The sequence below is a fragment of the Streptomyces sp. NEAU-174 genome, from assembly GCF_052665095.1.
This window is the reverse complement of sequence record NZ_JBQTCE010000007.1, coordinates 174,039-197,227: the sequence shown is the minus strand read 5'-3', so window position 1 is coordinate 197,227 and position 23,189 is coordinate 174,039. Positions and strand designations below refer to the sequence as shown.

The window sequence follows — 23,189 nt, the reverse complement described above, 5'->3', positions numbered from 1 at the left end:
GGATGTTAGCGAAACGGGTCGGCAAACGGATCCAACTGCTCTGCGTCACCGGCGCACTGGTCGGCGGCCTCGCCCTCAGCGGTGGCACCGCGGGGGCCGACCCTGTGCGGGACGCGGGTGTCCGGGCGCTGCCCGCCGGGGTCTACTTCCAGGACGAGGGCACCGTCCAAGGGTGGGCCAACTACCCGCAGAAGCCCCAGAAGCAAGGCGTCATCCGCAATGTCACCAGCCCCGCCTACAAGGGCGGCAACGCCATCGAGGCCAAGCAGACGTACATCAACGAGGGCGGTGGCTACCACTCCGAGACCGTGCAGGCGTCCACCCAGGCCGTCGGCCAGGACCGCTACTACGGCCAGGCCGTCTACATCGCCCCCAACTGGCAGTTCCACAACCAGAACGTCACCTTCCAGCAGTGGTCGCCCGAGGATCCCGAGGGCCCCTGGGAGCTGATGTTCATCCAGAACGACGAACTGCGCATCGGCGGATCCGGCGGCTTCAGCGCCAACGTCGCCAAGGTGACCGATCTGCGCGGCAAGTGGATCCGGATCGTCACCCGCCTCAAGTTCCACGCGACCGACGGCGCCATCGAGATCTGGGTCAACGGTGTGAAGAAGTACAGCAGGACCGGGGTCACCGTGCTGCCCAAGACGTCGAAGACGGTCCGCTGGTCGTCCGGGATCTACTGCACCGGCTGGCGCGAGAACCCGCCCGCGGGCCCGTCGGAGCTCTCCGTCTTCCACGACCAGGCGCGCATCGCCAACTCCTACCGCCTCGCCGAGCCCGCCAACTGGTGACATACGCCCCGTAGGCGGTGCGGGGGTCCGCGCCGCCTACGGGATGTGCCGCTGCCCGGCCGCGGGGAGGGCCGTCAGGAACGCTTCTCGATGGTGATGAACGGGTCCCACTGGAAGTACCCGACCAGTTGCTGGTCGCTGTCCAGGAGCTGGAAGGAGAAGTGGTACGTGACCTCGCCGATCTTCTTGACGTCCGCCTCCCAGAAGTGATCCTCGTAGTCCTGTGTCTCGAAGTCCGGCCGGTCGGTGGCCCCGTCCTTCGGGATCGGATAGGTGCCGTCGCCGATCACGACCTGCGGTGTGCTGATGAGGGGGTCGTCGCTCACGTACCGGTACAGCAGGGCGCAGTACTCGCTATTGAGCGACAGTGTGGTCTCGCGCCACCTGATGATGTCCCTGGGGTTGGCGCGGAAGTTCAGCTCGGCCCCCGAGGTGCCGACGACGCGGTCCTGGCGCGTCGTCATGTAGATCAGGCTCTGGTCGACATACGTCGGCTCGTTGTAGTCCTTCGACGCGTCGGGATAGCGCTTGGCGATCGAGTACGCGTCGAACGCGATCAGCACGTTGATGATTTCCGACATGCTCCTACTCCCCTTTGACTTTGTACGCCATCGCCCGCGGGTAGTCGTGCCGGTGCAGGCGGACCCGGACCAGCAGTGGTCCGGAGTTGACCGGGTCGGTCGGATCGGTGAGGCGGGCCAGCAGCTCGTCCAGCTCGGAGGTGTGCGCCACGCCGACCCCGTGCGCCGGGGTCTTCTTGCCGGAGAAGACATCCGCCAGCCGCTCGTAGTGCCACGGATGGAGGACGTTGTAGAAGTCCGCGCCATCGGTGTCATCGGCGCCGTGGGCGTCCCGGTCCGCGTAGTAGGACGGGTGCACCAGCATCTGCTCGATGCCGTAGAAGTGTCCGTTGTCCATCACGAACACCACCGACCGCAGCCCCAGCCTGGTGTGGGTGGAGATCTCCTGGCAGGTCTCCTGGAAGGCACCGTCGCCGACGAACACCATCGGGCGGGCGTGGCCGCGCTCGGGGGCGAGCGCCGCGCCGGTGGCCGCGCCCACGGACCAGCCGATGGACAGCCAGCTGACCTGCGACAGGAAGCCGCCCGCCGGCAGGGTCAGGTCCATCGAGCCGATGAGGGAGAACGCGGCGTCGGAGACCACCGTCCAGCTCTCCCGGGTCTCCTTGGCCAGGAAGTGGTTGATCCGGTCGAACACCCCGTCGTACGTGAGCCGTTCGCCGGACCCGGACGACGAGCCGCCGGCGCGGAGCGTGGTGGCGCGGTGCTCATCGAGGGAGGCGGGACGGTCCTCGGCCGCGCCGTGGTGGGCGTGGGCCTCGGCGAAGTAGTCGGCGGTCAGGCCACCGGAGCCGAAGCGCGCCACCAGCGCGTCCTGGAGGGCGGGTAGCAGCCGGGCGAGCTGGACGTCGGGGAAGTACTGGGTGCCGACGCTGACACCGCCCCGGGCGGCCACCACCCAGTCCGTGCCGACGGACAGTTCACCGCCGAGGTTCTTCGAGGTGGACCAGGTGCCGAGGCCGATCCGGCAGGTGGCCCAGTCCTTGAAGATGGAGTGCACCTCCGGATGGCTGGCCTTGCCGTTGTAGACGCCGTGGAACTGCGGCAGCCGCTCGTCGAGGACGGCCTTGGCGCCCACGGTGGTGCAGAACGGCACGCCGGTGGCCTGTATCAGATCGCCGAGCTGCCGGTCGAGGCGGAACCGCTCCACCTCCTCGCCCGCCCACACGATCGGGCGGGGCCTGCCGTCCGGGCCGGGGTGCTCCTCGACCAGTGCGAGGATCGCGGCGACGGCGCCCGCCAGCATGGTCTGGTTGCGCGCGCTGAACGGCCGCTCGCGGCGCAGCAGCGGCTCCTCGGCCACGGCACACGGCTCGTCCCACAGGTCCTCCATCACCTCCAGATAGACCGGCCTGCGCTCGGACAGACAGGCGGTGAGCGCGGCGTCGATCTGGCCCGGGGCGAGGCCGGGGTTGGAGATGACCTGCGCCTCCACGGTGACCTGCCGGTAGGCGTCCAGATTGCTCTCCCGGCGCGGGCTCATATGGGAGGTGAGCAGGCCGAGGGCGCGGTAGTTCTGCCACTGCTCGTACGGCGGGCAGGCGTTGACGGCGATGAGCGGGACATGCTCCACATACGCCCCGCCGCAGGCGTTGAGCAGGTTGAACGCGCCGACGCTGTAGGTGACCGCGGCCGCGCCGATGCCGTGGAGACGGGCGTAGGAGTCGGCGGCCTGGCCCGCGCCGCCCTCGGTGGGGGTGCCGACCCACTCGACATCGCCCTCGGCCCGCAGGGCGGTGAGGAACGGGCCGAGGTGGTTGCCGGGCACCCCGAACAGATGGGTGATGCCCAGCTCGGCCAGGCGGCGGGCCAGATAGCGGGCGACCGTGCACTCGGGGGTGATCGCGATCATGAACCGCCCTCCTGGTCCGGGCCCGGGGTGGTGAGGGGCGGCGCCTGGTGGACGGCGGTGGCGGCGCGGACCGCGCTCTCCAGGGCGCCCTCGATCCAGGCGTGTTTGAGCGAGGTGTGCTCCCCGGCGAAGTGCACCGGGCCCTCGGGGCGGGAGGCGTCCAGATGGAAGCTGGTCATCTGGTGCGGGGTGTACGTGGCGGCCTCGCCGAAGGCGTACGGGTCGCGGGCCCAGCTCTTGGTGGCGCCCAGGCCGGTGAAGAACACCTCGATACGGCGCCCGTGCAGGGCCTGGAGATTGCGCAGGGCGTAGACATAGCGCTCCGCCTCGCGCATGGAGTCCCAGCGCGCGGCGTCGTCGGACCAGGAGTACGAGGCGAGCACCACACCGCCGGTGCTGCCCTCGACCGGGTGCGAGGGGTAGTAGACGAACCGGTTGGGGTTGTCGGTGGCGGAGCCGCCACCGAAGCAGTGGGTGGCGGGTCGTACGGCCGGGCCGCGCAGCGGCATGACGCTGTTGACCTGGCGTAACTCCTCGGTGACCCCGCTGTCCTTGACCGCCGCGCCGAGCAGGTCGCGGCCCGCCTCGGCGAGCGCGGGCACGGGGTCGGCGCCGGTCCCGCCACCGCGCTGGTAGTACTCGTAGAGGCCCGGTGTGATGCTGTCGAGCTCCTCGCGCCAGTCGTCCTCGGTGAACTCCCACCACCGGTGGCTGAACTCCAGCAGCACCTTGGTGGCCGAGTCGTAGTGGGTCTCGATGATGGCGCGGCGCTTCTTGTACGACATCGAGGGGACGATCTCCACGAAGCGCAGGGTGGAGAACGGGATGGTGACGATGGCCAGGTCGGCGGTCCACAGCCGGGTGGGGCCCGCCGGGTTGTCCTCGGCCACGGTCCGCACGGCCACGCCCCATCCGCCAGGTCCGACGGCGCCGGTGCCCTCGGGGGCGGAGTCGCGGCTGGGGTCGAAGTACTCCAGGCGGATCATGCGGTGGCCGAACCGCACCTCGTCGCGCAGGTCCCGGTGGAGGGCGTCCGGGAGTCGCCAGCTGCCGCCGGGTATCTCCCAGTAGCGCACACCGGGGCTGATGTCGGTGTGGCTCAGGAAGCTGTGGAAGAACGAGAGATGGAGCCGCGAGGACATGTTCTCCAGCGTTCCGACCGCCTCGATGGCCTCGTCGCTGAGCCCGGCGTAGTCGCGCAGGAAGCCGCCCATCGAATAGCCGTCGAAGTCATGGATGACCCGGGCCCAGCCCTCGATCCACTCCTCGAGCGGCTTGTTGACCCGCTTCCCGCCCACGACGTCGGAGTAGTAGTCCCGCACGCTCTCCAGCGCATCGTCGACCATTTGCACGGCGGGGGCGCGGACCTCGTCGTCGGTGAGGTGGAAACCCTCGTTGATCTTCTCCGGGACGGCGCTGTAGTCGGCGCGCCGCACCTGGACGCGGTTGGTGCGGATCCAGGTGTTGCCGCGCTTGTCGGGCGCGCGGAAGTCGGGGCTGTCATCGCCGTAGGTCCAGGTGCGGCCGGTGAAGGAGGTGTACGTCACCGGGGGGACGGGGACATCGGGGCCGCTGCCGGTGATGGGGTCGACGTCCACGTTGTAGAACAGGCGGCGGCCGAGCCCGAGTTTGTCGACGAGGGCGAGGACGAGCGGGTGGAAGTCGGGCAGCCGCATGGCGCCGGCCTCGGCGTACTGGGCGGCGTCGGCGAACGGCTGGTGGTGCTTGGTGGTGCGGAAGGTCTTGATGCGCCCGCCGACACGGCCGGTGTTGGCCTCCAGGATGGTGACGTCGTGGCCCGCGTCCTTGAGCAGCCGGCCGGCCACCAGGCCGGTGATACCGGCGCCGATGATGAGGATCTTCTTGCGGGGGTGGCGGGTGACGCCGAGGCTGCCCGTGTCGATGAGGGTGTGGAGATAGCCGAGTTTGAGGTCGGTTTTGTCCGGTCCGATGAGGAGGAGTTCGCGGGCCAGCTTGAGACAGGTCTGCCAGCGCGCACGGGTGGCGGAGTTATCGCGTGGAGCGTCGGTCATAGCTTGCGATCGTAGGTTTGAAGAAACGGTTTCTCGTTTCTTTCGCAAGGTAATGTATGGGTAAAGTCCTAAAAGGGTGGACCTGATGGCTGACGGAATTTCGACTTGCTGGATTTTCGCTGGGAGGAGCCCGAGATCCGGCTGGGACAGGTGCTTCACCAGGGGCCGAAGGGGAAGAGCGGAGCGGCGTCGTCCGTGCATCGGCGAACTCGGCGGCCATCCCGGCGACGGGCGCAACGGGGCCAGGTCGGCCATGCTCGCGATATGGGCGGACGTCGAACTCCTGCCCGATGGTGGAGAAAGGCGCGCCGCAGTAATACCTGTGGCCGCTCGGCTGCCGTTCAGAAACCCATTCCGACGGGCCCGGCCGCCCATCCGAATTGGTTTCAGGCCGTCAAGGACGTGGCGTACGGGAAATGGGATGAGCGGGTTCCCGGCGCGTCGGAAACCCGCTCATTTGTCGTAGGGGGGGGCTTGAGTCGGAGTCGTCACCGCCTGCCCTGCGTGGCGGCCCGTCAGGCGGCTCGGTCCGCCAGGGCGTTGCGCAGGGCGGCGAGCCCGTCGGCGTAGATGCCGTGGAAGAGCGCGACGGCTTCGTCGTCGCTGACGCCGGTGGGGGTGAACGTCCCGGACCACTCGACGCGCGACGCGTCGGACCGGCCGGGGACCTCGCGCACGCGCAGCGTGGAGAGGTAGTCGGTCACCGGGAACGGCGCCTCCAGGATGGCGTAGCTGTACGAGCGCGCCGCGTCGTCGAAGGCCACGAGCCGCTCGACGATCACGCCGCCCTCCTCGTTGCGCAGCCGGCGTACGCGGCCGCCCTCGGCGGCGACGCTCTCGGAGATGTACGGCAGCCAGTCGGGCAGCGCGTCGAATCCGCCGATGAGCTGCCACACCCGCTCCGGTGGTACGGACAGGTCGAGGGTGGCGGTGGTGGAGGCCATGGAGATGCTCCTGTCGGGTGGGGGAGGGGAAGGGGATCGTCAGGCGGTGGGCAGGGGCGCGAGCGGGGAGACCAGCCCGGCCTCGCGGAGCTCGGTCCAGAACGCCGCGGGGACGGCCTCGTCGAGAGCCGCGACATCCTCGGCGATACGGCTGGGCCGGGTGGCGCCCGGGATCACGGCGGCGGCCGCCGGGTGGGCCAGGGAGAACTGGAGGGCGGCGGCCTTGACGCTGACGCCGTGCCGCTCGGCTAGCTCCTTGATGCGCGCCACCCTCTCGATGATGTGCGCGGGCGCGTCCTGGTATTCGAAGTGGGTGCCGCCCGCGAGCACGCCGGAGCTGTAGGGGCCGCCGACGACGAGGCTGACGCCCTGGTCGGCCGCCGTGGGGAGCAGGCGCTGAAGGGCACGGTCGTGGTCCAGCAGCGTGTAGCGCCCGGCCAGCAGGAAGGCGTCCGGCTTCGGCTCGTCCAGGTCGAGGGTGAGCTCGATGGGTTCGACGCGGTTGACGCCGAGCCCCCACGCCTTGATCACGCCCTCGTCGCGCAACTGCTGGAGGACGCGGAAGGCGCCGGTGCGGGCACTCTCGTAGACGGCGAGCCACTCGTCGCCGTGGAAGTCCTGGGCCACGTCATGGACCCAGACGATGTCGAGCCGGTCGGTGCGCAGCCGCCGCAGGCTGTCCTCGATGGACCGCTTGGTGGCGTCGGCCGTCCAGTCGTGCACGAGCTTGTTGGGGCGGCCGTGCTCGAACAGGCCGCCCTTCTCGCCGAGTTCACGGGCGGCGGGGTCCTCGATCTCGTCGAGGATGACACGGCCCACCTTGGTGCTGAGCACGTAGCTGTCGCGAGGGCGCCCGGCGAGCGCGTCGCCGAGCCGTATCTCCGCCAGGCCCGCGCCGTAGAAGGGGGCGGTGTCGTAGTAGCGGATGCCGTGGTCCCAGGCGGCGTCGACGGTCGCGGCGGCCTCCTCGTCGGAGACGTCGCGGAACATGCTGCCCAGCGGGGCCGTGCCCAGTCCGAGGCGGCCCGGGAGCAGAGACGTGATGGTCATGAAGTGTCCTCGCGGAGAGAGGGGGAAGGGACGGACCCATGGCCTTCGGCCGGTCCGCCGTTCGTTCGCCTTCGACGTTAGGATCGGGACTTCAGACTGTCCAAGACTCTCTTGGATACACTTGAGTCCTCAGAGGTCTTACATGCTCGACCTGCGACAACTGCGCTACTTCATCACCGTGGCCGAGACCGAACACGTCGGCCGCGCCGCCGAGCAGCTCCACATCTCCCAGTCCCCGCTCAGCCGGCAGATCGCTCAGCTGGAGAAGAACCTCGGCCTGACCCTGTTCGAGCGCAGCCAGCAGCGCATCCGGCTCACCCGCGATGGCGCGATCTTCCTCAGCGAGGCCCGGGCGCTGCTGCGCCATGCCGACCGGCTGGAGAACCTCGGCCGCCGGCTGGGCAGGGGCGAGGAGGGCGGCCTGTGCATCGGGTACGTGGCCGACGCCATGCACACCGGTGTGCTCCCGGGTGCGCTGCGCCGGCTCCAGGAGGAGAGCCCCGGCATCCATGTCGCGCTGTACAGCATGGCCGCGGCCGAGCAGTTCGAGGGGTTGCGCCAGCGCAGCCTGGACATCGCCCTGGTGCGGGAGCCGCCGGACCGCGACGACCCCGTGCTGCGGGCCGCGCCGCTGCTGGAGGACCCGTTGCTGCTGGTCCTTCCGGCGGGTCATCCGCTGGCCGCGGGCGAGACGGTTTCGGCGAAGGATCTGGACGGGCAGCCGTGGATCGCGGTCGAGGAGCCGGGCGACCCGGCGTGGCGGGACACGTTCGTCGCCTCGTGCGTGTCCTCGGGCTTCACCCCCGACATCCGGCTCGACGCCGCGGATCCCCTGACGGCACTCGGCCTGGTCGCCTCCGGCCTCGGGCTGGCGCTGGTGCAGAAGAGCATGGTGCGCGGTGCCACGGAGGCCGTGGCCGTGCGCGCCCTGCCCTGGCACGAGGCGTCCGTCCAGCTCTGGGCCGTCTGGCACCACGTCGATCTGCGGCCGGTCGTCGCCTCGTTCCGCGAGACCGTGCTGTCGGACGAGCGGGAGCCGGGTGCGGCGCCGCCGGCCGGTGGCCTCGCCTCCGGGGTGTGAGCTCAGCCGGGGAGCTCACACCCCGGAATGCGGAGTGACGAGGCGTCGAGGGGAGACGCCTCCAACGAGGCCACGGCCGTGACCAGGGTGGTGAGCCGCGGGTCCCGCGCCGCCAGGTCGAGCGCCTCGCGCAGGGCGCCCTCGTACGTCGGCCGGGCCTGGCCGAGCAGGAGCAGCCCGGCCTCGGTGACATTGGTGTAGATCCCGCGCCGGTCGGTGGGGCACAGGTAGCGGGAGAGCAGTTCGCGGTCCTCGAGCCGGGCGACCAGCCGGGTGGTGGCGCTCTGGCTGAGGGCGACCGCGTCGGCCACCTGCTTCATCTGGAGATGGCCGTTGTCCCCGTCGTGCTGCCGGCTCAGGACGTCAAGCACCGCGTACTCGCGGGCGCTGAGCTCATGGCGGGTGTGGAGAGCCCCCTCGAGATGCGTCTCGATCCTGCTGTGCAGCAGTGACAGGGCGCACCAGCTCTGGGCGAGGGGAGTGGCGACGAGATCCGGTGCGGTCATGGGGGGTGTGGTCGCGGGCGGTGTGGTCATGGATGCCTCCTGATGCGGGGTGGGGCGGGCTGAAGCGGGGTGGGCGGAGCCCGGTCGGGGTCCGCGGCGGTGCCGATGGCGTGATACACAGCACGGGCAATATAGCGCGCTTGCAATTACTGCGCCTGCAAGTATTGTGGATGCTCGTAAAGGGCGGTAGCAATCTCTTGGAGTGAACTTTCATGCCCATCGCACTGCTGGCCCTCGCCATCGGGGCCTTTGGGATCGGAACCACCGAGTTCGTGATCATGGGGCTGCTGCCCGAGGTCGCCGGGGACTTCGATGTGTCCATCCCCACCGCCGGATTCCTGGTGACCGGCTACGCGCTCGGCGTCATGGTCGGCGCGCCGCTGATGACCGCGCTCGGTACGAAGATCTCCCGCAAGCGCATGCTGATGCTGCTGATGGGGCTGTTCGTGGTGGGCAATCTGCTCTCCGCGATCGCCCCCGCCTTCGGCGTGATGGCCGCGGGGCGGATCGTCGCCTCCTTCGCGCACGGCGCGTTCTTCGGCATCGGATCGGTCGTCGCGGCCGATCTGGTCGCGCCCGAGAAGAAGGCCGGAGCCATCTCGATGATGTTCACCGGCCTGACCATCGCCAATGTCGTCGGCGTGCCGCTCGGCACCTCGATCGGCCAGTCACTGGGGTGGCGGACCACCTTCTTCCTCGTCGCGGCGCTCGGCGTGATCGGCCTGGCGGGCATCGCCAAGCTCGTTCCCGACATCCCCAAGCCGGAGGGTGTGCACCTGATCCATGAGCTGGCGGCCTTCCGCAACGCACAGGTGCTGCTGGCCATGGCGATGACCGTGCTCGGCTTCGGCGGTGTCTTCGCCGCCATCACCTACATCGCGCCGATGATGACCGAGGTCGCGGGCTTCGCGGACTCCTCCGTCACCTGGCTGCTGGTCCTCTTCGGGCTCGGCATGGTCGGCGGCAACCTCCTCGGCGGCCGGTTCGCCGACCGGGCCCTGATGCCGATGCTGTACGTATCGCTGGGCGCCCTCGCGCTGGTCCTGGCCGCGTTCACCTTCACCGCCCACAACAAGATCGCGGCCGCCGTCTCCATCGCCCTCGTCGGCGCCCTGGGCTTCGCCACCGTGCCCCCGCTTCAGAAGCGGGTGCTGGACCACTCGGCGGGTGCCCCCACCCTCGCCTCCGCCGTCAACATCGGCGCCTTCAACCTGGGCAACGCGCTCTCGGCCTGGCTCGGCGGCTTGGTGATCTCGGCCGGACTCGGCTACACCGCGCCCAACTGGGTCGGCGCCATCCTCGCCGGATCCGCCCTGGTCCTCGCCGTCCTCTCGGCCGCCCTGGAGCGCCGTGACACCCGCCGCGGCCCCGACGGCGCCACCACCGAACCGGCCCACGCGTTCACCGGCCGGCACTGAGCCACTTCGTACCGAACACCGAACACCGAACAGCACCACCACCATCAAGGCATCAAGGAGACCGACCCGCCATGAGCACCCCCGAGACCGCCGTCGCCCCGCTGACCACCACGGACGCCGAGGCCCTGGTCCAGGCCGCCCGCGCCGCCGCCGAGGCGGCCGGGGTGGCGGCCGCCATCAGCGTCCTCGACGCCGGTGGCCATCTGCTGGCCTTCCGGCGCGACGACCGGGCCGTACTGATCGCCGGGGAGACCAGCACCCGCAAGGCGTTCACCGCGCTCCAGCTGGACGCCCCCACCGCGGGCCTGGTCGACGCGGTCCAGCCCGGAGGCGCCTTCCACACCCTGCCCACCGCCCTCGACCGCCCGCTGCTGTTCATCGCCGGTGGCGTCCCGGTCCACCGCGACGGCCGGCTGATCGGCGCGCTCGGCGTGGGCGGCGGCGCTCCCGAGCAGGACCACGAGATCGCCACCACGGCGGTCGCGACGCTCGGCTGAGCTCCCGGGCCACAGAGACCCCAGAACCCCGCAACACCCACGACCCGACGAAGGACACCATGACCTCCGTACCCAACGTCACCCTCCACACCGGCCTCGAGATCCCGCAGCTGGGCTTCGGCGTCTTCCAGGTGGAGGACGCACAGACCACCGGCGCGGTGCGCTCCGCCATCGAGGCCGGTTACCGCTCCATCGACACCGCGGCCATCTACGGCAACGAGGCCGGTGTCGGCCGTGCCCTGGCCGAGTCCGGTGTCCCCCGCGAGGAGCTGTTCCTCACCACCAAGCTGTGGAACGCGGACCAGGGGTACGACTCCACCCTCGCGGCCTTCGACACCAGCCTGGCCAAGCTGGGCACCGACTATGTGGACCTCTACCTGATCCACTGGCCCACCCCGGCCCGTGACCTCTACCTGGACACCTGGCGCGCCCTGGAGAAGCTGCTGGCCGACGGCCGCACCCGCGCCATCGGCGTGTCCAACTTCCAGCCCGCCCATCTGGCACGGCTGCTGGACCACAGCGGTGTGGTCCCGGTCATCAACCAGGTCGAGCTGCACCCCTACCTCCAGCAGGGGGAGCTGCGGGCCTTCCACGCCCAGCACAACATCGCCACCGAGGCGTGGAGCCCGCTGGCCCAGGGCGCCCTTCTCCAGGACCCCGCGCTCACCGCGATAGCGCGGCGGCACGGCAAGACGCCCGCCCAGGTGGTCCTGCGCTGGCACCTCCAGCTGGGGAACGTCGTGATCCCCAAGTCCGTGACCCCCGCCCGCATCCGGGAGAACATCGACGTCTTCGACTTCACCCTCACCCCCGAGGACATCGAGGCGATCGGCGCTCTCGACCGCGGTCAGCGCACCGGGCCGGACCCCGACACCCTCAACTGACCCGGCCACCGCGCCACTGGACCGTCCCACTCGACCGCGCCGCCGCGGCCGTGCTCATCAGCCGGCCGGGGCGGCGCGGCCCGTTCCCGCCCCGTTTCCCCTCTCCCGGAAGCCGTCCTCGCATCATGTCCACTGCCACTGCCCTGAACCGTCTGACCCACCCCGGTGGCCGCCTCACCCTCGGCCTGGAACTCCCCCTGGACAACGACTGGGGGCAGTCCCGGCTGGCCGCCGACCGGAAGGCGGGCCGTCCCTTCGGCGTGCCGTCCCTCGACGCACACGCCCACCTGGCCCGCGTCGCCGACCGGTCCGGATTCGCCGCCCTGTGGGTCCGTGACGTCCCGCTGTACGACCCGGTGCACTTCGGCGACGCGGGGTCGGTGTTCGAGACCTTCACCCACCTGGGACATCTCGCGGCGGTCACCGAACGCGCGGTGCTCGGCACCGCGGCCGTCGTCCTGCCGCTGCGCCGGCCGCTTCTGGTCGCCAAGGCGGCCGCCACCGTGGACGCCCTGTCCGGCGGGCGCTTCGTCCTCGGCCTGGCCAGTGGTGACCGTCCCGTCGAATACCCGCTCTTCGGCGTCGAGTTCACCACCCGCGCCGAGACCTTCCGCACCGGCGTCGAGGTGCTGCGCACCGCCTGGGCCACCCCGCTCACCGGCCAGGGGCTGGAGCTGCCCCAGCTCGGCCTCGCCCCCGACCGGCGACTCGACGTCCTGCCCAAGCCCATCGACGGGACCATCCCGATCGCGGTCGCGGGCAACGCCCAGCAGAGCCCGGAGTGGATCGCGGAACACGTGGACGCGAGCCTCAACTACCCCCGTGACCTGGGGGCGCTCCGGCTGAAGACGGAGCAGTGGCGGCGGCTGACCGCCGACCGCCCCAAGCCCTATCTCACCCCCATGATGCTCGACCTGCTGCCCGACCCCGCGGCCCCCGCCACCACCATCCGGCTCGGCCTGCGCACCGGCCGGGAGGGGCTGGTGGAGCACCTGGAGAAGATGTCCGCCCTCGGCGTCGCGCATGTCGCGTTCAACCTGCGGCCGAACGACCGCCCCGTCGAGGACGTCCTGGCCGAACTCACCGATCACGTACTGCCGCACTTCCCCTCGCCCGCCGTCGTCGGGGGTCGTACGGCGGGGTAGATTGTCGCATTCGTTTGTCCCATGCAGTAGACACGGCGTTCATCTCATGAGAAAAAAGGTCGCAGCCCGGGGCCTGTGGAGCCATGGGCGGCAGTGATCGGCCTTCTCGACGAGGAGTGACGTGCCTAGCGCAAGGGAGCATTCGACGTGAGCAGGATGGGCGCGGCCGCGTCCTCGGTATCCGGGTCACCACCGCCGAGGACGGCCACCTTCACTCTGGACGGGGTCGGCAAGGTCTACCCGGGTGTCGTCGCCGTCTCCGATGTCACCCTGAGCGGCTACCCGGGCGAGGTGCTCGCCATCTGCGGTGCGAACGGCGCCGGCAAGTCGACGCTGACCAAGCTGCTCGCCGGTCAGGAGCGCCCCACCAGTGGGCGGGTGATCGTGGCCGGATACGACGGCGAGATCACCACACCCTCCGCGGCCCTGGACGCCGGAGTGCTCCTCATGCACCAGGAGCCGGTCATCGTCGACACCTTCAGCGTCCAGGAGAACGTCTGGCTGACCGGCCTCAGCGCGGCGGGCCGCCGCAGGCCGTGGCAGCTCGTCGGGGGGCGCGACCGCGCGGACCGCACGCGCGCCGCCCTCGGCGTGGTCGGGATGCGCGAGGTGGACCTCGGCATGCCGGCCGGCCGGCTCGGCCCCGGCCCGCGCCAGATGGTGGCGCTCAGCCGCTCCCAGGTGAACGAGCACCGGGTGCTGCTGCTGGACGAGACCACCGCCTCCACCACCGAGGAGCACTTCAAGGACGTCGAGGCGCTCGTACGCAAGGAGCGCGAGGCCGGTGCCACGGTCGTCTTCGTCTCGCACCGCATGCCGGAGGTGTTCGCGCTCGCCGACCGCATCGCGGTCATGCGCAACGGCTCGCTCGTCGATGTGGTCGACACCGCGGACACCACACCCGACGAGATCATGACGCTCATGATCGGCGAGGCCGTCATGGCCCTCGAGCCGCCGGAGCCGGTGGCCGAGGCGGACGCCCCCACCCTGCTGGAGGTGCGCGATGTGTCCTCGGGTTCGGCGTCCGGCATCTCCTTCTCGGTGCGGGAGGGCGAGATCGTCGGCGTCTACGGACTCGTCGGCAGCGGGCGCAGCTCCCTCGCCCGGTCGATCTCGGGCCACCAGCACCGGGACACCGGCACCGTGCGGGTGCGCGGCCACGAGGTGAACCCGCGCTCACCGCGGGCCGCCCTGCGCCAGGGGATCGCCTACCTCAGCGAGGACCGCAGGCGCGAGGGGTTCGTCAAGGACTTCGACAACGCCACCAACCTCACGCTGAGCACACTGGGCGCGTTCTCCACCCGCGGGGTGATGCACACCCGCCGGGAGCGCCGCCGGGTGGCGCGGCTGGTCTCCGACTTCGGGATCAAGGGCGGTGCCGACCAGCTGACCAGCTCGCTCTCCGGCGGCAACCAGCAGAAGGTGTGCATCGCCAAGGCGCTCGAGAGCGAGCCCGACGTCGTGGTGCTGGACGAACCGACCAAGGGCATCGACGTCGGTGCCCGGCTGAACATCTATCAGATCGTGCGGGGCCTCATCGAGCGGCGCAAGGCGGTCGTGGTCGTCACCAGCGAGGCCGAAGAGGCCCTGGCCCTGTGCAACCGGGTGCTCGTGCTGCGCGACGGCGTCATCGCCGGCGAGTTCGTCTCGAAGACCAGCACCACCGACGACCTGACCCGTACCGCCCTCGGAGGAGAAGTCCAGTGAGCCACGACACCGCGACCAGGACGGCCGCCGCACCAGCCGCGGACGACGAGGGGACGGCGCCCGCCCACGGTCTGACGCTGCGCCGGGCCGGGCAGTGGGCGAAGGAGCAGTACCCGCTCTACATCCTCATCGCGCTGCTGATCTTCGCGGGCCTCACCTCCGACGCCTTCTTCTCCTCGTACAACGTGTCCAATCTGCTGCTCCAGGTCTCGGTGATCGGCATCGTGACCCTCGCACAGTTCCTCATCGTGCTCACCGGTGGCATCGACATCTCCGTCGGCGCGGTCGCCGGGCTCGCCGGTGTGCTCTCCGCCGGTCTCTTCGGCGGTGGGAACACCTTGCTCGCCGTGGCGGTGGCGATCGTGCTGGGCGGCGCCATCGGTGTCTTCAACGGCTATCTCATCGCCTACCGCGGGCTCGAAGCCTTCATCGTGACCCTCGGCATGCTCGCGCTGGGCCGCGGGCTCGTCTACGCCTACACCGAGGGCCAGCCGATCAGCCCGCACGCCGCGGACTTCCGCACCATCGCGACGACGGCGATCGGCGGCGTCCCCGTGCTCGGCATCGTGTGGATCGCGCTCGCGATGGCCATGGCCTTCCTGACCCGCCGCACCGTGTTCGGGCGCCGGGTGTACGCGCTCGGCAGCAGCAAGGAGGCCGCCCACGCCGCGGGTGTGCCGGTGAGGGCCACCATGATCACGGTGTATGTGATCGCCGGTGTGCTGGTCGGCTTCGCGGGCTTCCTGCTCGCCGCCCGTATCGGCGCGGCCACTCCGACCGGAGGGGACAACTACGAGATCGACTCGATCGCTGCGGTGGTCATCGGCGGAGCCAGCCTCGTGGGCGGCCGCGGCCGGGTGCTCGGCGCGTTCCTGGGCACGCTCATCTTCGGTGTGATCTCCAACCTGCTGGTGCTGCTGAACGTCTCCACATTCCTCCAGGACGCCTTCCGCGGGGCCCTGATCATCTTCGCGATGGTGCTCACCACCGTGCAGTTCACCCGGCGCCGCCGGCAGCGGACCGCACACTCCTGAGCCCGGCACATGACCAGACACGACACGGAGATCTGCATGACAACCATGCGACGGGGCCCGCTCGCCGCGCTGTCCGCGGCGGCGCTGGTCCTGGCCGGCTGTACGACCATCGGTGGGAAGGCGTCCGCGGGCGGCCCCAGGGAGGCCAAGAAGCCCACCGATGTCACGATCGGATTCTCCCAGCGCCAGCTGGACGCGCCCTACTTCGCGGCGATGGTCGACGCGGCCAGGAAGAAGGCCAGGAAGCGGGGTTTCCACCTGGAGGTGCAGAACGCCGACGGGGACGCCGTCACCCAGCTGAACCAGGCCCAGACCCTGGTGGCGCAGGGCATCGACGTCCTCGTGGTCGACGCGATGAGCCCGAAGACACAGAAGGTACAGCTGAAGGACGTGGCGGGAGAGGTACCGCTGGTCTTCGTCGACACCGGTATCGAGGGGGTCGGGGTCACCTCCGTCTCCTCCGACAACTACGCGATCGGCAAACTCTCGGGCCGGCTCGCGGCCAAGCGGTTCCACCGCGGCAAGACGATCAGCCTGGCCGTCCTCAACGGCGGCCCGGACGACGAGATCGTCGGCCCCGACCGCCAGCGGGGATTCCTTGACGGCCTGCGCTCCGGTGGCGTCAAGTACCACATCGTGGCCAGGACTCCCGCGAACTACTCCCAGGACGCCGCGGTACCGGCCACCGAGTCGATCCTCGCCGCACACCGGAACGTGGACCTGATCGTGGGCCTCAACGACTCGATGACGCTCGGAGCCCTCAGCACCCTGCGCGACAAGGGCAACAAGAAGACCCTGGTCGCCGCGGCGGCGGACGGGCAGAAGCAGGCGCTCCAGGAGATCAGGGCGGGCGGGTGCGACGGCCGGTACATCTCCACCGGACTGAACTCGCCGAAGCTGGCCGCCGATCTCGCCTTCGACCTCGCGCTGCGGATCGGCACCGGCGAGGTGGCGCCCAAGGACATCGCGAAGCAGCGGTACACCAAGGCCGCGGGCATCAACTGCGAGAACGTGGACGACTTCCTCGACCCGCACTCCGTGTTCTGAGCCGGGACCGCACGCATACGGCAGGGGCCGGAATCGTGAGATTCCGGCCCCTGCCCATGTGCCCCGTGCGAGGGGTCAACCGCGTTCGTAGACCGCGTCCGGCATGTCGCCGTTGATGGTGTAGCCGCCGTCGACCGAGAGCGTCGCCCCGGTCGAGTACGAGGCGTCCTCGGAGGCCAGATAGGCGATCGCCGCGGCCACCTGCTCGGCGCGGGCCACCGCGCCGAGCGGGATGCGCCGGTTCAGCGAGGCCACGACGTCGTCCGTGTAGAGGGGCGTGGTCAGCGCGGACCACGTGGCCCCCGGGCGCACCGCGTTGACCGTGATGCCGTGCTCGGCCCACTCTCCCGCGAGGGTGAAGGTGAGCGCCTCGATCCCGCCCTTGGAGGCGGCGTAGGCGGCAGCCTCGCGCAGCGAGATCACCGAGTGGATCGACGAGACGTTGACGATACGGCCCGGCCGCCTCGCCGCCACCATGTGCCGCGCGACCGCGGTGGCCATGAGGAACACCCCGCGCAGATTGACGCCGAGCACCGTGTCGAAGTCGTCCGCGCTCATCTCCAGGGCGGGCGAGATGCGCAGGATGCCCGCGCTGTTCACCAGCGAGAACGGAACGCCGAGCGTGGCCACCACCTCGTCCACGGCCTTCCGTACCTGGTCGGGGTCGGAGACGTCCACCGCGAAGGGGGTGGCGGCGCCACCGGCGTCGGCGATCGAGCGCGCCGCCTCCTCGGCGCGCTCGGCCGAGATGTCGAAGACGGCCACGGAGCCGCCCTCGCCCGCGATGCGCTCGGCCGCGGCCCGGCCGATGCCCGCCCCCGCCCCGGTGACGATCGCGACGCGATCGGTGAATCGGCTCATGCCACGCCCTCTCCCTCGTCCGGGACGGTGATCAGCACCGGTACCCCCCGTTCGTCGACATCGACCGGCACCTCGTCGTCGGCGATCGCGTGGACGCCGAGCGTGAACTCGGCGCTCAGCGTGGATCCTCCGGCGAGGATGGGCACGCCGGGGCGCTCCAGCCGTTCGCCGAGCGGCATGAACGGAGAGGTGGTGTGCGGTTCGACCGCCACGATGTGCTCGGTGCCCCACCAGGGGTAGTCGCCGGGCGCGTGGCACTCCTGCCACACCCAGATCTCCGGGAACAGCTCGGACTGCCAGCTCATCGTCGCCACCAGCCCGCACCCCGGTGAGCGCAGCCCGAACCAGCCGCCCGTGACGGTGGCGTAGCCGAGGTCGGCCGTCGGGCCCTCACCCGGCGCGAGTTCCAGGGCTCCCACGCCCGGGGCCACGGCGGGCACCCGGCGCTTCTCACCCGGTGTCATCCACTGCCGGGCGCCGAACTCCTCCGGATGCGCGGTGAGCTCCTCGAACGGGCCGTACACGGTGGCCGCGCGGGCCACGGTCGCGGTGTTGAAGGCGGGATGCAGGCCCCAGTTCGAGGGCAGGGCCCGCGTGGAGAGGTTCTCCACCTCGCTCCGGAAACGCAGTACGGAGCCGTCGAGCCAGAAGGTCTTGGTCATGCGGAACGGGTAGCGGGCGAGCCGGGTGACGCAGCGCAGCGCGGTCCCGTCCGCCGTGTCCACGGCCTCGGCCGCCCATGAGCGGCGGGCCGCCTCACCGTGGAACGGCAGCGGAGCGCCGCGCACGGTGGTCGGTGGCCCCGCGTTCGGGAACAACTCCTGTATGCCGCCCGCGTAGTTGTCGAAGAACGACACATCGCTCGCGTCCGCCGTGTCGGCGGCCGGCACCCGGTCCATCCAGTGCGGACTGCGCCACAGGATCTCCTCGCCGGTGGCCCTCCAGACCAGCGAGAGGATGTCGGTGCCCCGGGCCGGGTTCACCACCACCGTGACCGCGTCGTTCTCCAGTGTCCACGCGCCGCCGTCGACGGGCCGGACCGAGGTCGCGCTCGCCATGCTCACTCCCATCCGATGACCGACTTGCCGACGCTGCCCGCGGCGAAGTCCGCGAAGGCGTCGGGGCCCTCCTCGATCGAGGAGACGCTGGTGATGATCGGAGCGAGGTCCACACCGAGCCGGGCGGCCTCCGCCACGGCCTCCATCATCAGCGGCACGCTGAAGACGAACATCCCGCGCAGGGTCACCTGACGCATGATCAGGTCGGGTACCGGGTCGATGGCGAAGTCGGGGCCGAGCCCGACGAACACCACCGTGCCCCAGGTCTTCACCGCCTCGACGGCGGTACGGCGGCCGTGGACGTTCCCGGAGGTGTCGATGACGGCGTTCGCGCCACCGGGTACCACGGCCTCGATGTCGAAGCCCGCGGAATCGTGGACGTCGGAGTAGCCGAGGCGCTCGGCGAAGGCACGGCGCTCGGGGCTCGGGTCGGTGCCGATGGCGCGCAGCCCGAACGCCTTCGCCCAGGCGAGCACGGCGAGACCGACCGGGCCCACGCCGATGACGACCACGGTCTCGCCCGGCTTCACCTCCGAGCGGAGCAGCGCCTGGTAGGCGGTGGTGGCACCGCAGGCGAGGAACGCGCCGACGGAGAAGCTCACCTCGTCCGGCAGCACCACGCAGTCCTTGGCCGTGACGACCAGTTCGTCCTGGCAGCCACCGGGCCGGTTGAGCGAGTACACCCGCGCGCCGCGCTCGCAGTGCACGTCCCAGCCGCGCCGACAGCTTTCGCACTGGCCGCAGCCGGAGTAGTGCTGCACCGCGACCCGGTCGCCCACCCGCGGGTGGCTCACACCGGGGCCGACCGCCTTGACCACACCGGCGATCTCATGGCCGGGCGTCATCTCGGGCGAGCGGGGCTGAGTGGCGTGCCGCATCTCCTCGTGTGTCATGTGGAAGTAGTGCAGATCGCTTCCGCACAGGCCCGCCGCCTTCATGTCGAGGACCAGCTCGCCCGGTCCGGGCTCGGGGAGCGGTGCGTCGACGACGGTGACCTTCTCCTTCGCGGCGAACCGCAGCGCACGGACCGTGGTGGTCGGCGTGGTGGTGGTCGTCATGGTGTCTCCTTTCCTGGGGAGTTGCCTGGGGCGCTTCGTGGGGAGTTTCGCGGGGCGCGGGAGGCGCGGGGCGCGGGTCGGCGGAGTGCCGAGATGTCCGCCGTGTACAGCACCGACTCGGTGGTGGCGGCGGGGTCGACGGTGCCGAGCGGCGGTGAGCAGCAGAGGTGGAGAACGGACTGGTCGGCACCGCCGACGGCGACCGCGTAGGGGCTGAGGCCGCCGGTTTCGACGCGGGCGAGGAGGGTGCCGTCCGGCGCGAGCAGCCGCGCGCCGTGTCCGATCGAGGAGGCGACCCAGACCCGGTCGTGGGCGTCGATGGCCAGACCGTCGGGCAGTACGGGAAGCTCGCGGGTGGCGCGCTCGATGTCGAGGTGGCCGGGCGGGCCGCCGAACTGCTTCCACACCCGCCGCTCCCCGAGCGTGGGCGCACCGTCGCCGCTCCAGGCCACCTGCCACGAGGAGACGCGTCCGGCGAAGGTCTCCGCCACCAGCAGCCGCCGCCGGTCGGCGGTGAGGACCATGCCGTTGGGGAAGACGAGCCCATGGCCCTGGAGATCTGCCCGGCCGTCGGGGGAGACCCGCACCAGGGCGGTCTCGCGCAGGGAGCCGGGCTCGGCGTCCGTATTGCCGAAGTTGCCGATGAGGGCCCAGCCGGACTCGGTGACCAGCATGTCGTTGGCCACGCCCTCGATGAGGTGGCCGAAGCGCGCCACGGTGGTGAGCGCCCGGCCGTCCCACCGCAGCAGGGCGCGCTCCAGCATCGAGACGACCAGCAGCGATCCATCGGGCGCGAATCCGAGCCCGGACGGCCGGCCGGGCACCTCGCACACCGTGCGCACCTCATGGCCGGTCTCCGGTGAGCGGCCCGGACGGAAGGCGAGGACGCGCCCGCTGTAGAAGTCGGACGCGAACAGTTCGCCGTCGCGCCATCGGGGGCCCTCGAGAAAGGTGAACCCGCTCGCGACGGGGGTGGCGTGGACGGTCGTCACCGGTGGGCGCATGAGGCTCCTGTTCGTCGTGGCACCGCGAGGCGGTCACGAAGGTGGCCACGGCACATTCTCACGGTGCGGACTAGTTGTCTAGTGGATGAGAATTTGCGAACCAGGGCTCCAGGCTGCGATAGGCGTCCAGGAACTCCCGGTGGCGCGCGGTGTAGTCGCGGTGCCGATCGGCGGACGGAGTGAACTCGGCCTGGACATACGAGAGTTCACGGGCCACCTCGAAGCCGTCGACCAGGCCGCTGCCCACGGCGGCGGTGACGGCCGCACCGAGGCTGTTGGCCTCCTCGACGATGCTGCGGCGGCGTATCCGGGCGCCCCAGACGTCGGCGAGCACACGCAGCCAGAGGTCGCTCGCCGCGCCACCGCCGATGGCGTCGACGCGGTCGATCCGATGCCCGGCCTCGCGGAAGGCGCCGACGCAGGTCGCCAGGTTGAAGGCGACCCCCTCCAGGACGGCCTTCGCCAGATGCGCCGGGCCGTGGTGCCGGGAGAGCCCGACGAAGGCGCCCCGGGCGTCGGCGTTCCAGTAGGGTGAGCGCTCGCCGAGCAGATGGGGCAGGAAGTAGAGCCCCGTGGTGTCGGCGTCGTCGATCCGCGCCAGGGTGCGGGCGATGCGCTCCGGCCCGCCGTCCGGGCGCAGCACCTGCGCGATCCACTCCAGCGAGGCGCCGCCCGCCTGCATCGTGGCCGTCGGGACGTAGTGTCCGGGCAGGACGTGGTTGAACGTCATGGTGCGCCGGGCCGGGTCGTACAGCGGCCGCCGGGCCGACATCGAGATCCACGAGGAGGAGCCGAGGTAGGTGTAGGCGCCGTCCTCGGGGGTCAGCACCCCGGCGCCGAGCGCCGCGAGGGGGCCGTCCCCGCCGCCGATGACCACGGGGACCCCGGCGGGCACCCCGGCCTCCTCCGCGGCCCCCGCACGGACCCGGCCGACGACCGAGGTGGACTCCGCGACGTCGGGCAGCAGGCCGGGGTCGATGGCCGCCGCGTCGAGCACGGCCCGCGACCAGGTGCCCGCCCGCTGGTCGAAGGCGTTGGTGCTGGAGGCGTCGGAGGGATCGGTGACGAGCGTGCCGGTCAGGCGCTGCACGATGTAGTCCTTGGCCAGGCACATATGGGCCACCCGGCGGAAGGCGCGCGGTTCGTGGTCGCGCACCCACATCACCTTGGCCAGCGAGTACGTGGCGTGGATCCGGTGTCCCAGCAGCCGGTAGGCGCGCTCCTCGCCGAGTTGGGCGGCCAGTGTCCCGGCCTGCTCGGTGCTGCGGTGGTCGGCCCAGATCATCGCGGGCCGCACCGGCCGGTGCGCCCGGTCGAGCAGCACCGCCCCCATCATCTGGCCGCTGAATCCGATGGCGCCGATCCGCTCCGGGGGCGTCCCGCTCCGGGCGAGCAGTTCGCGGCCGGCCCGGCAGACGGCCCGCCACCAGGACTCGGGGTCCTGCTCCGCGATGCCGCCGGCCCGGAAGTCGGTGTCGTAGCGCACGGTCACCGCCGTCACCAGCCGGCCGTCGTCGGTGTGCAGGGATGCCTTGTTCCCGGTGGTGCCGAGGTCATGGGCGATGATCACGGATGTTTCTCCCCAGCTTCCTGGTGTCCGGGTTCCTGGTGTCCGGGCCTGGCCTGGAACGTTGCGCAGGTCACTGTCATCCTGTACGTACAGGATGTCAAGAGCGATGAGCGGTGGCGCGACAGGTCCGCGGGGCCGCGAAAAGGGCGGCGGACCCGATGTCACATCGGGTCCGCCGCCCAGGTGGCGGCGTGTGTCAGCCGGCGCTGTCGTTCACCAGCATCGACGGTGGCGCTCCGGCCCGGCGCCGCCTGCGGACATGCACCTGGAAACGGCTGCGGTCCGCGCGGTGGTAGGCCGTGAAGTACTCCACCGGCCTGCCCTCCTGGTCCCAGGCGGTGCTGCGCAGCAGCAGCACCGGGGCGTGGGCGTCCACGCCGAGCGCCTCGGCCACCGAAGGGGCGGCGGGCACCGCCTCCACCTCACGCCTGCCGTGGTCGAGGCCGACGCCGTACTTGCCCTCCAGCAGGGCGTAGAGCGACTGGTGGGTCAGATCCTCGTCCAGCAGTCCGGGTGCCACCCGGTGCGGCAGCCAGGTGCTGGTCAGCGCCCATGGCTCGTCGTTGACGTAGCGCAGCCGCTCCAGATGGATCAGCGGTGCGCCCTCCTCGACCTCCAGTTCACGGGCGGCGTCCGCCGTCGCGGGGGCGAACTCCAGCCGGCGCACCGCGCTGACCAGCGCTCCACCGCGGGCGGCCACATCCTCGTACAGGCCCGTCATCGACTGGAAGAGCGACTCGTCGACCTTGCGGGCGGCCACGAAGGTGCCCTGCCCCTTGCGCCGCACGATGCGGCCCTCGCCCTCGAGCTCGTCGAGGGCCTGGCGCACGACGGTCCGGGAGACGCCGTACCGCTCGCACAGGGTCACCTCGCCGGGCAGCCGCTCACCCACCTTCCAGACGCTGCCGAGCTGTGGCAGCAGCAGCTCCTTGAGCTGGGCGTAGAAGGGCAGTGCGGCATCGCGGTCAATCCGTCCGGGTTCCACGGCGCAAGCGTAGCGCCTCGCGGCAAAGACATCAGCCCGTCCTCTTGACATCCTGTACGTACAGGCCGTCTTATCGCTGC

General features: G+C 70.8%; 21 protein-coding genes. 9 read left to right on the top strand and 12 right to left on the bottom strand.

Translation table 11 applies throughout. The features are described 5' to 3' along the window. Window positions 1–2 precede the first annotated feature (2 nt). On the top strand, window positions 3–794 hold the full coding sequence (locus ACT2CW_RS21565) for a heparin lyase I family protein (protein ID WP_445517868.1): 792 nt from the start codon (window positions 3–5) through the stop codon (window positions 792–794). Window positions 795–868: 74 nt separating this feature from the next. Here the strand turns inward: ACT2CW_RS21565 and ACT2CW_RS21560 are convergent, their stop codons facing one another. From ACT2CW_RS21560 to ACT2CW_RS21540, 5 genes are all read right to left on the bottom strand, one after another. After that, window positions 869–1,375 (bottom strand): inclusion body family protein, encoded by a 507-nt coding sequence (locus tag ACT2CW_RS21560; RefSeq protein WP_164424003.1) that lies wholly within the window; start codon window positions 1,373–1,375, stop codon window positions 869–871. Window positions 1,376–1,379: 4 nt separating this feature from the next. Continuing rightward, complete coding sequence (locus ACT2CW_RS21555) at window positions 1,380–3,227, bottom strand: thiamine pyrophosphate-binding protein (RefSeq protein WP_445517867.1); 1,848 nt, start codon at window positions 3,225–3,227, stop codon at window positions 1,380–1,382. Next, window positions 3,224–5,260 (bottom strand): flavin monoamine oxidase family protein, encoded by a 2,037-nt coding sequence (locus ACT2CW_RS21550; RefSeq protein ID WP_445517866.1) that lies wholly within the window; start codon window positions 5,258–5,260, stop codon window positions 3,224–3,226. The genes ACT2CW_RS21555 and ACT2CW_RS21550 overlap by 4 nt, the downstream gene beginning before the upstream one ends. Window positions 5,261–5,775: 515 nt before the next feature. Further along, on the bottom strand, window positions 5,776–6,204 hold the full coding sequence (locus ACT2CW_RS21545; protein WP_445517865.1) for an SRPBCC family protein: 429 nt from the start codon (window positions 6,202–6,204) through the stop codon (window positions 5,776–5,778). Between the two features lie 39 nt (window positions 6,205–6,243). Beyond that, a complete protein-coding gene (locus ACT2CW_RS21540; RefSeq protein WP_445517864.1) occupies window positions 6,244–7,254 on the bottom strand; it encodes an aldo/keto reductase in 1,011 nt (336 codons plus the stop codon). Between the two features lie 142 nt (window positions 7,255–7,396). On the opposite strand from ACT2CW_RS21540, the gene ACT2CW_RS21535 reads away from it, so the two are divergent. Continuing rightward, entirely contained in the window at window positions 7,397–8,335 is a 939-nt protein-coding gene (locus ACT2CW_RS21535; protein ID WP_182467519.1) for a LysR substrate-binding domain-containing protein, read from the top strand. Between the two features lie 2 nt (window positions 8,336–8,337). On the opposite strand, the gene ACT2CW_RS21530 is transcribed toward ACT2CW_RS21535, so the two are convergent. Further along, a complete protein-coding gene (locus tag ACT2CW_RS21530; protein ID WP_164424303.1) occupies window positions 8,338–8,841 on the bottom strand; it encodes a MarR family winged helix-turn-helix transcriptional regulator in 504 nt (167 codons plus the stop codon). 212 nt (window positions 8,842–9,053) lie between these two features. On the opposite strand from ACT2CW_RS21530, the gene ACT2CW_RS21525 reads away from it, so the two are divergent. The 7 genes from ACT2CW_RS21525 (at window position 9,054) to ACT2CW_RS21495 (ending at window position 16,573) form a co-directional block, all read left to right on the top strand. After that, a complete protein-coding gene (locus ACT2CW_RS21525; protein ID WP_445517863.1) occupies window positions 9,054–10,259 on the top strand; it encodes an MFS transporter in 1,206 nt (401 codons plus the stop codon). A 71-nt stretch (window positions 10,260–10,330) separates the two neighbouring features. After that, window positions 10,331–10,756 (top strand): GlcG/HbpS family heme-binding protein, encoded by a 426-nt coding sequence (locus tag ACT2CW_RS21520; protein ID WP_164424017.1) that lies wholly within the window; start codon window positions 10,331–10,333, stop codon window positions 10,754–10,756. A gap of 59 nt (window positions 10,757–10,815) precedes the next feature. Continuing rightward, window positions 10,816–11,640: an aldo/keto reductase gene (locus ACT2CW_RS21515; RefSeq protein ID WP_445517862.1), complete on the top strand. Its 825-nt coding sequence runs from the start codon at window positions 10,816–10,818 to the stop codon at window positions 11,638–11,640. Window positions 11,641–11,765: 125 nt separating this feature from the next. Beyond that, a complete protein-coding gene (locus ACT2CW_RS21510) occupies window positions 11,766–12,785 on the top strand; it encodes a TIGR03571 family LLM class oxidoreductase (protein ID WP_445517861.1) in 1,020 nt (339 codons plus the stop codon). A 156-nt stretch (window positions 12,786–12,941) separates the two neighbouring features. Beyond that, a complete protein-coding gene (locus ACT2CW_RS21505) occupies window positions 12,942–14,492 on the top strand; it encodes a sugar ABC transporter ATP-binding protein (RefSeq protein ID WP_445518119.1) in 1,551 nt (516 codons plus the stop codon). Continuing rightward, window positions 14,489–15,526 (top strand): ABC transporter permease, encoded by a 1,038-nt coding sequence (locus ACT2CW_RS21500; protein ID WP_171072446.1) that lies wholly within the window; start codon window positions 14,489–14,491, stop codon window positions 15,524–15,526. Before ACT2CW_RS21505 ends, ACT2CW_RS21500 begins: the two co-directional genes overlap by 4 nt. A gap of 36 nt (window positions 15,527–15,562) precedes the next feature. Then, window positions 15,563–16,573 carry a substrate-binding domain-containing protein gene (locus ACT2CW_RS21495; protein WP_445517860.1) on the top strand — a complete coding sequence of 337 codons (1,011 nt, stop codon included), beginning with the start codon at window positions 15,563–15,565 and terminating at the stop codon, window positions 16,571–16,573. A 75-nt stretch (window positions 16,574–16,648) separates the two neighbouring features. Here ACT2CW_RS21495 and ACT2CW_RS21490 read toward each other — a convergent pair whose 3' ends face one another. The 6 genes from ACT2CW_RS21490 to ACT2CW_RS21465 all read right to left on the bottom strand — a co-directional run bounded on the left by ACT2CW_RS21490 (window position 16,649) and on the right by ACT2CW_RS21465 (window position 23,109). Then, window positions 16,649–17,434, bottom strand: coding sequence for an SDR family NAD(P)-dependent oxidoreductase (locus ACT2CW_RS21490; protein ID WP_138912227.1), 786 nt, complete (start codon window positions 17,432–17,434; stop codon window positions 16,649–16,651). Next, entirely contained in the window at window positions 17,431–18,492 is a 1,062-nt protein-coding gene (locus tag ACT2CW_RS21485) for an aldose epimerase family protein (RefSeq protein ID WP_445517859.1), read from the bottom strand. The genes ACT2CW_RS21490 and ACT2CW_RS21485 overlap by 4 nt, the downstream gene beginning before the upstream one ends. Before the next feature lie 2 nt (window positions 18,493–18,494). Beyond that, on the bottom strand, window positions 18,495–19,550 hold the full coding sequence (locus tag ACT2CW_RS21480) for a zinc-dependent alcohol dehydrogenase family protein (RefSeq protein ID WP_432044920.1): 1,056 nt from the start codon (window positions 19,548–19,550) through the stop codon (window positions 18,495–18,497). After that, a complete protein-coding gene (locus ACT2CW_RS21475) occupies window positions 19,547–20,554 on the bottom strand; it encodes an SMP-30/gluconolactonase/LRE family protein (protein WP_432044921.1) in 1,008 nt (335 codons plus the stop codon). Before ACT2CW_RS21475 ends, ACT2CW_RS21480 begins: the two co-directional genes overlap by 4 nt. Window positions 20,555–20,624: 70 nt before the next feature. Next, complete coding sequence (gene xylB / locus ACT2CW_RS21470) at window positions 20,625–22,124, bottom strand: xylulokinase (RefSeq protein ID WP_445517858.1); 1,500 nt, start codon at window positions 22,122–22,124, stop codon at window positions 20,625–20,627. Window positions 22,125–22,320: 196 nt separating this feature from the next. Further along, window positions 22,321–23,109, bottom strand: a complete 789-nt coding sequence (locus ACT2CW_RS21465) for a GntR family transcriptional regulator (protein ID WP_445517857.1) — start codon at window positions 23,107–23,109, stop codon at window positions 22,321–22,323. Window positions 23,110–23,189: the final 80 nt, after the last annotated feature.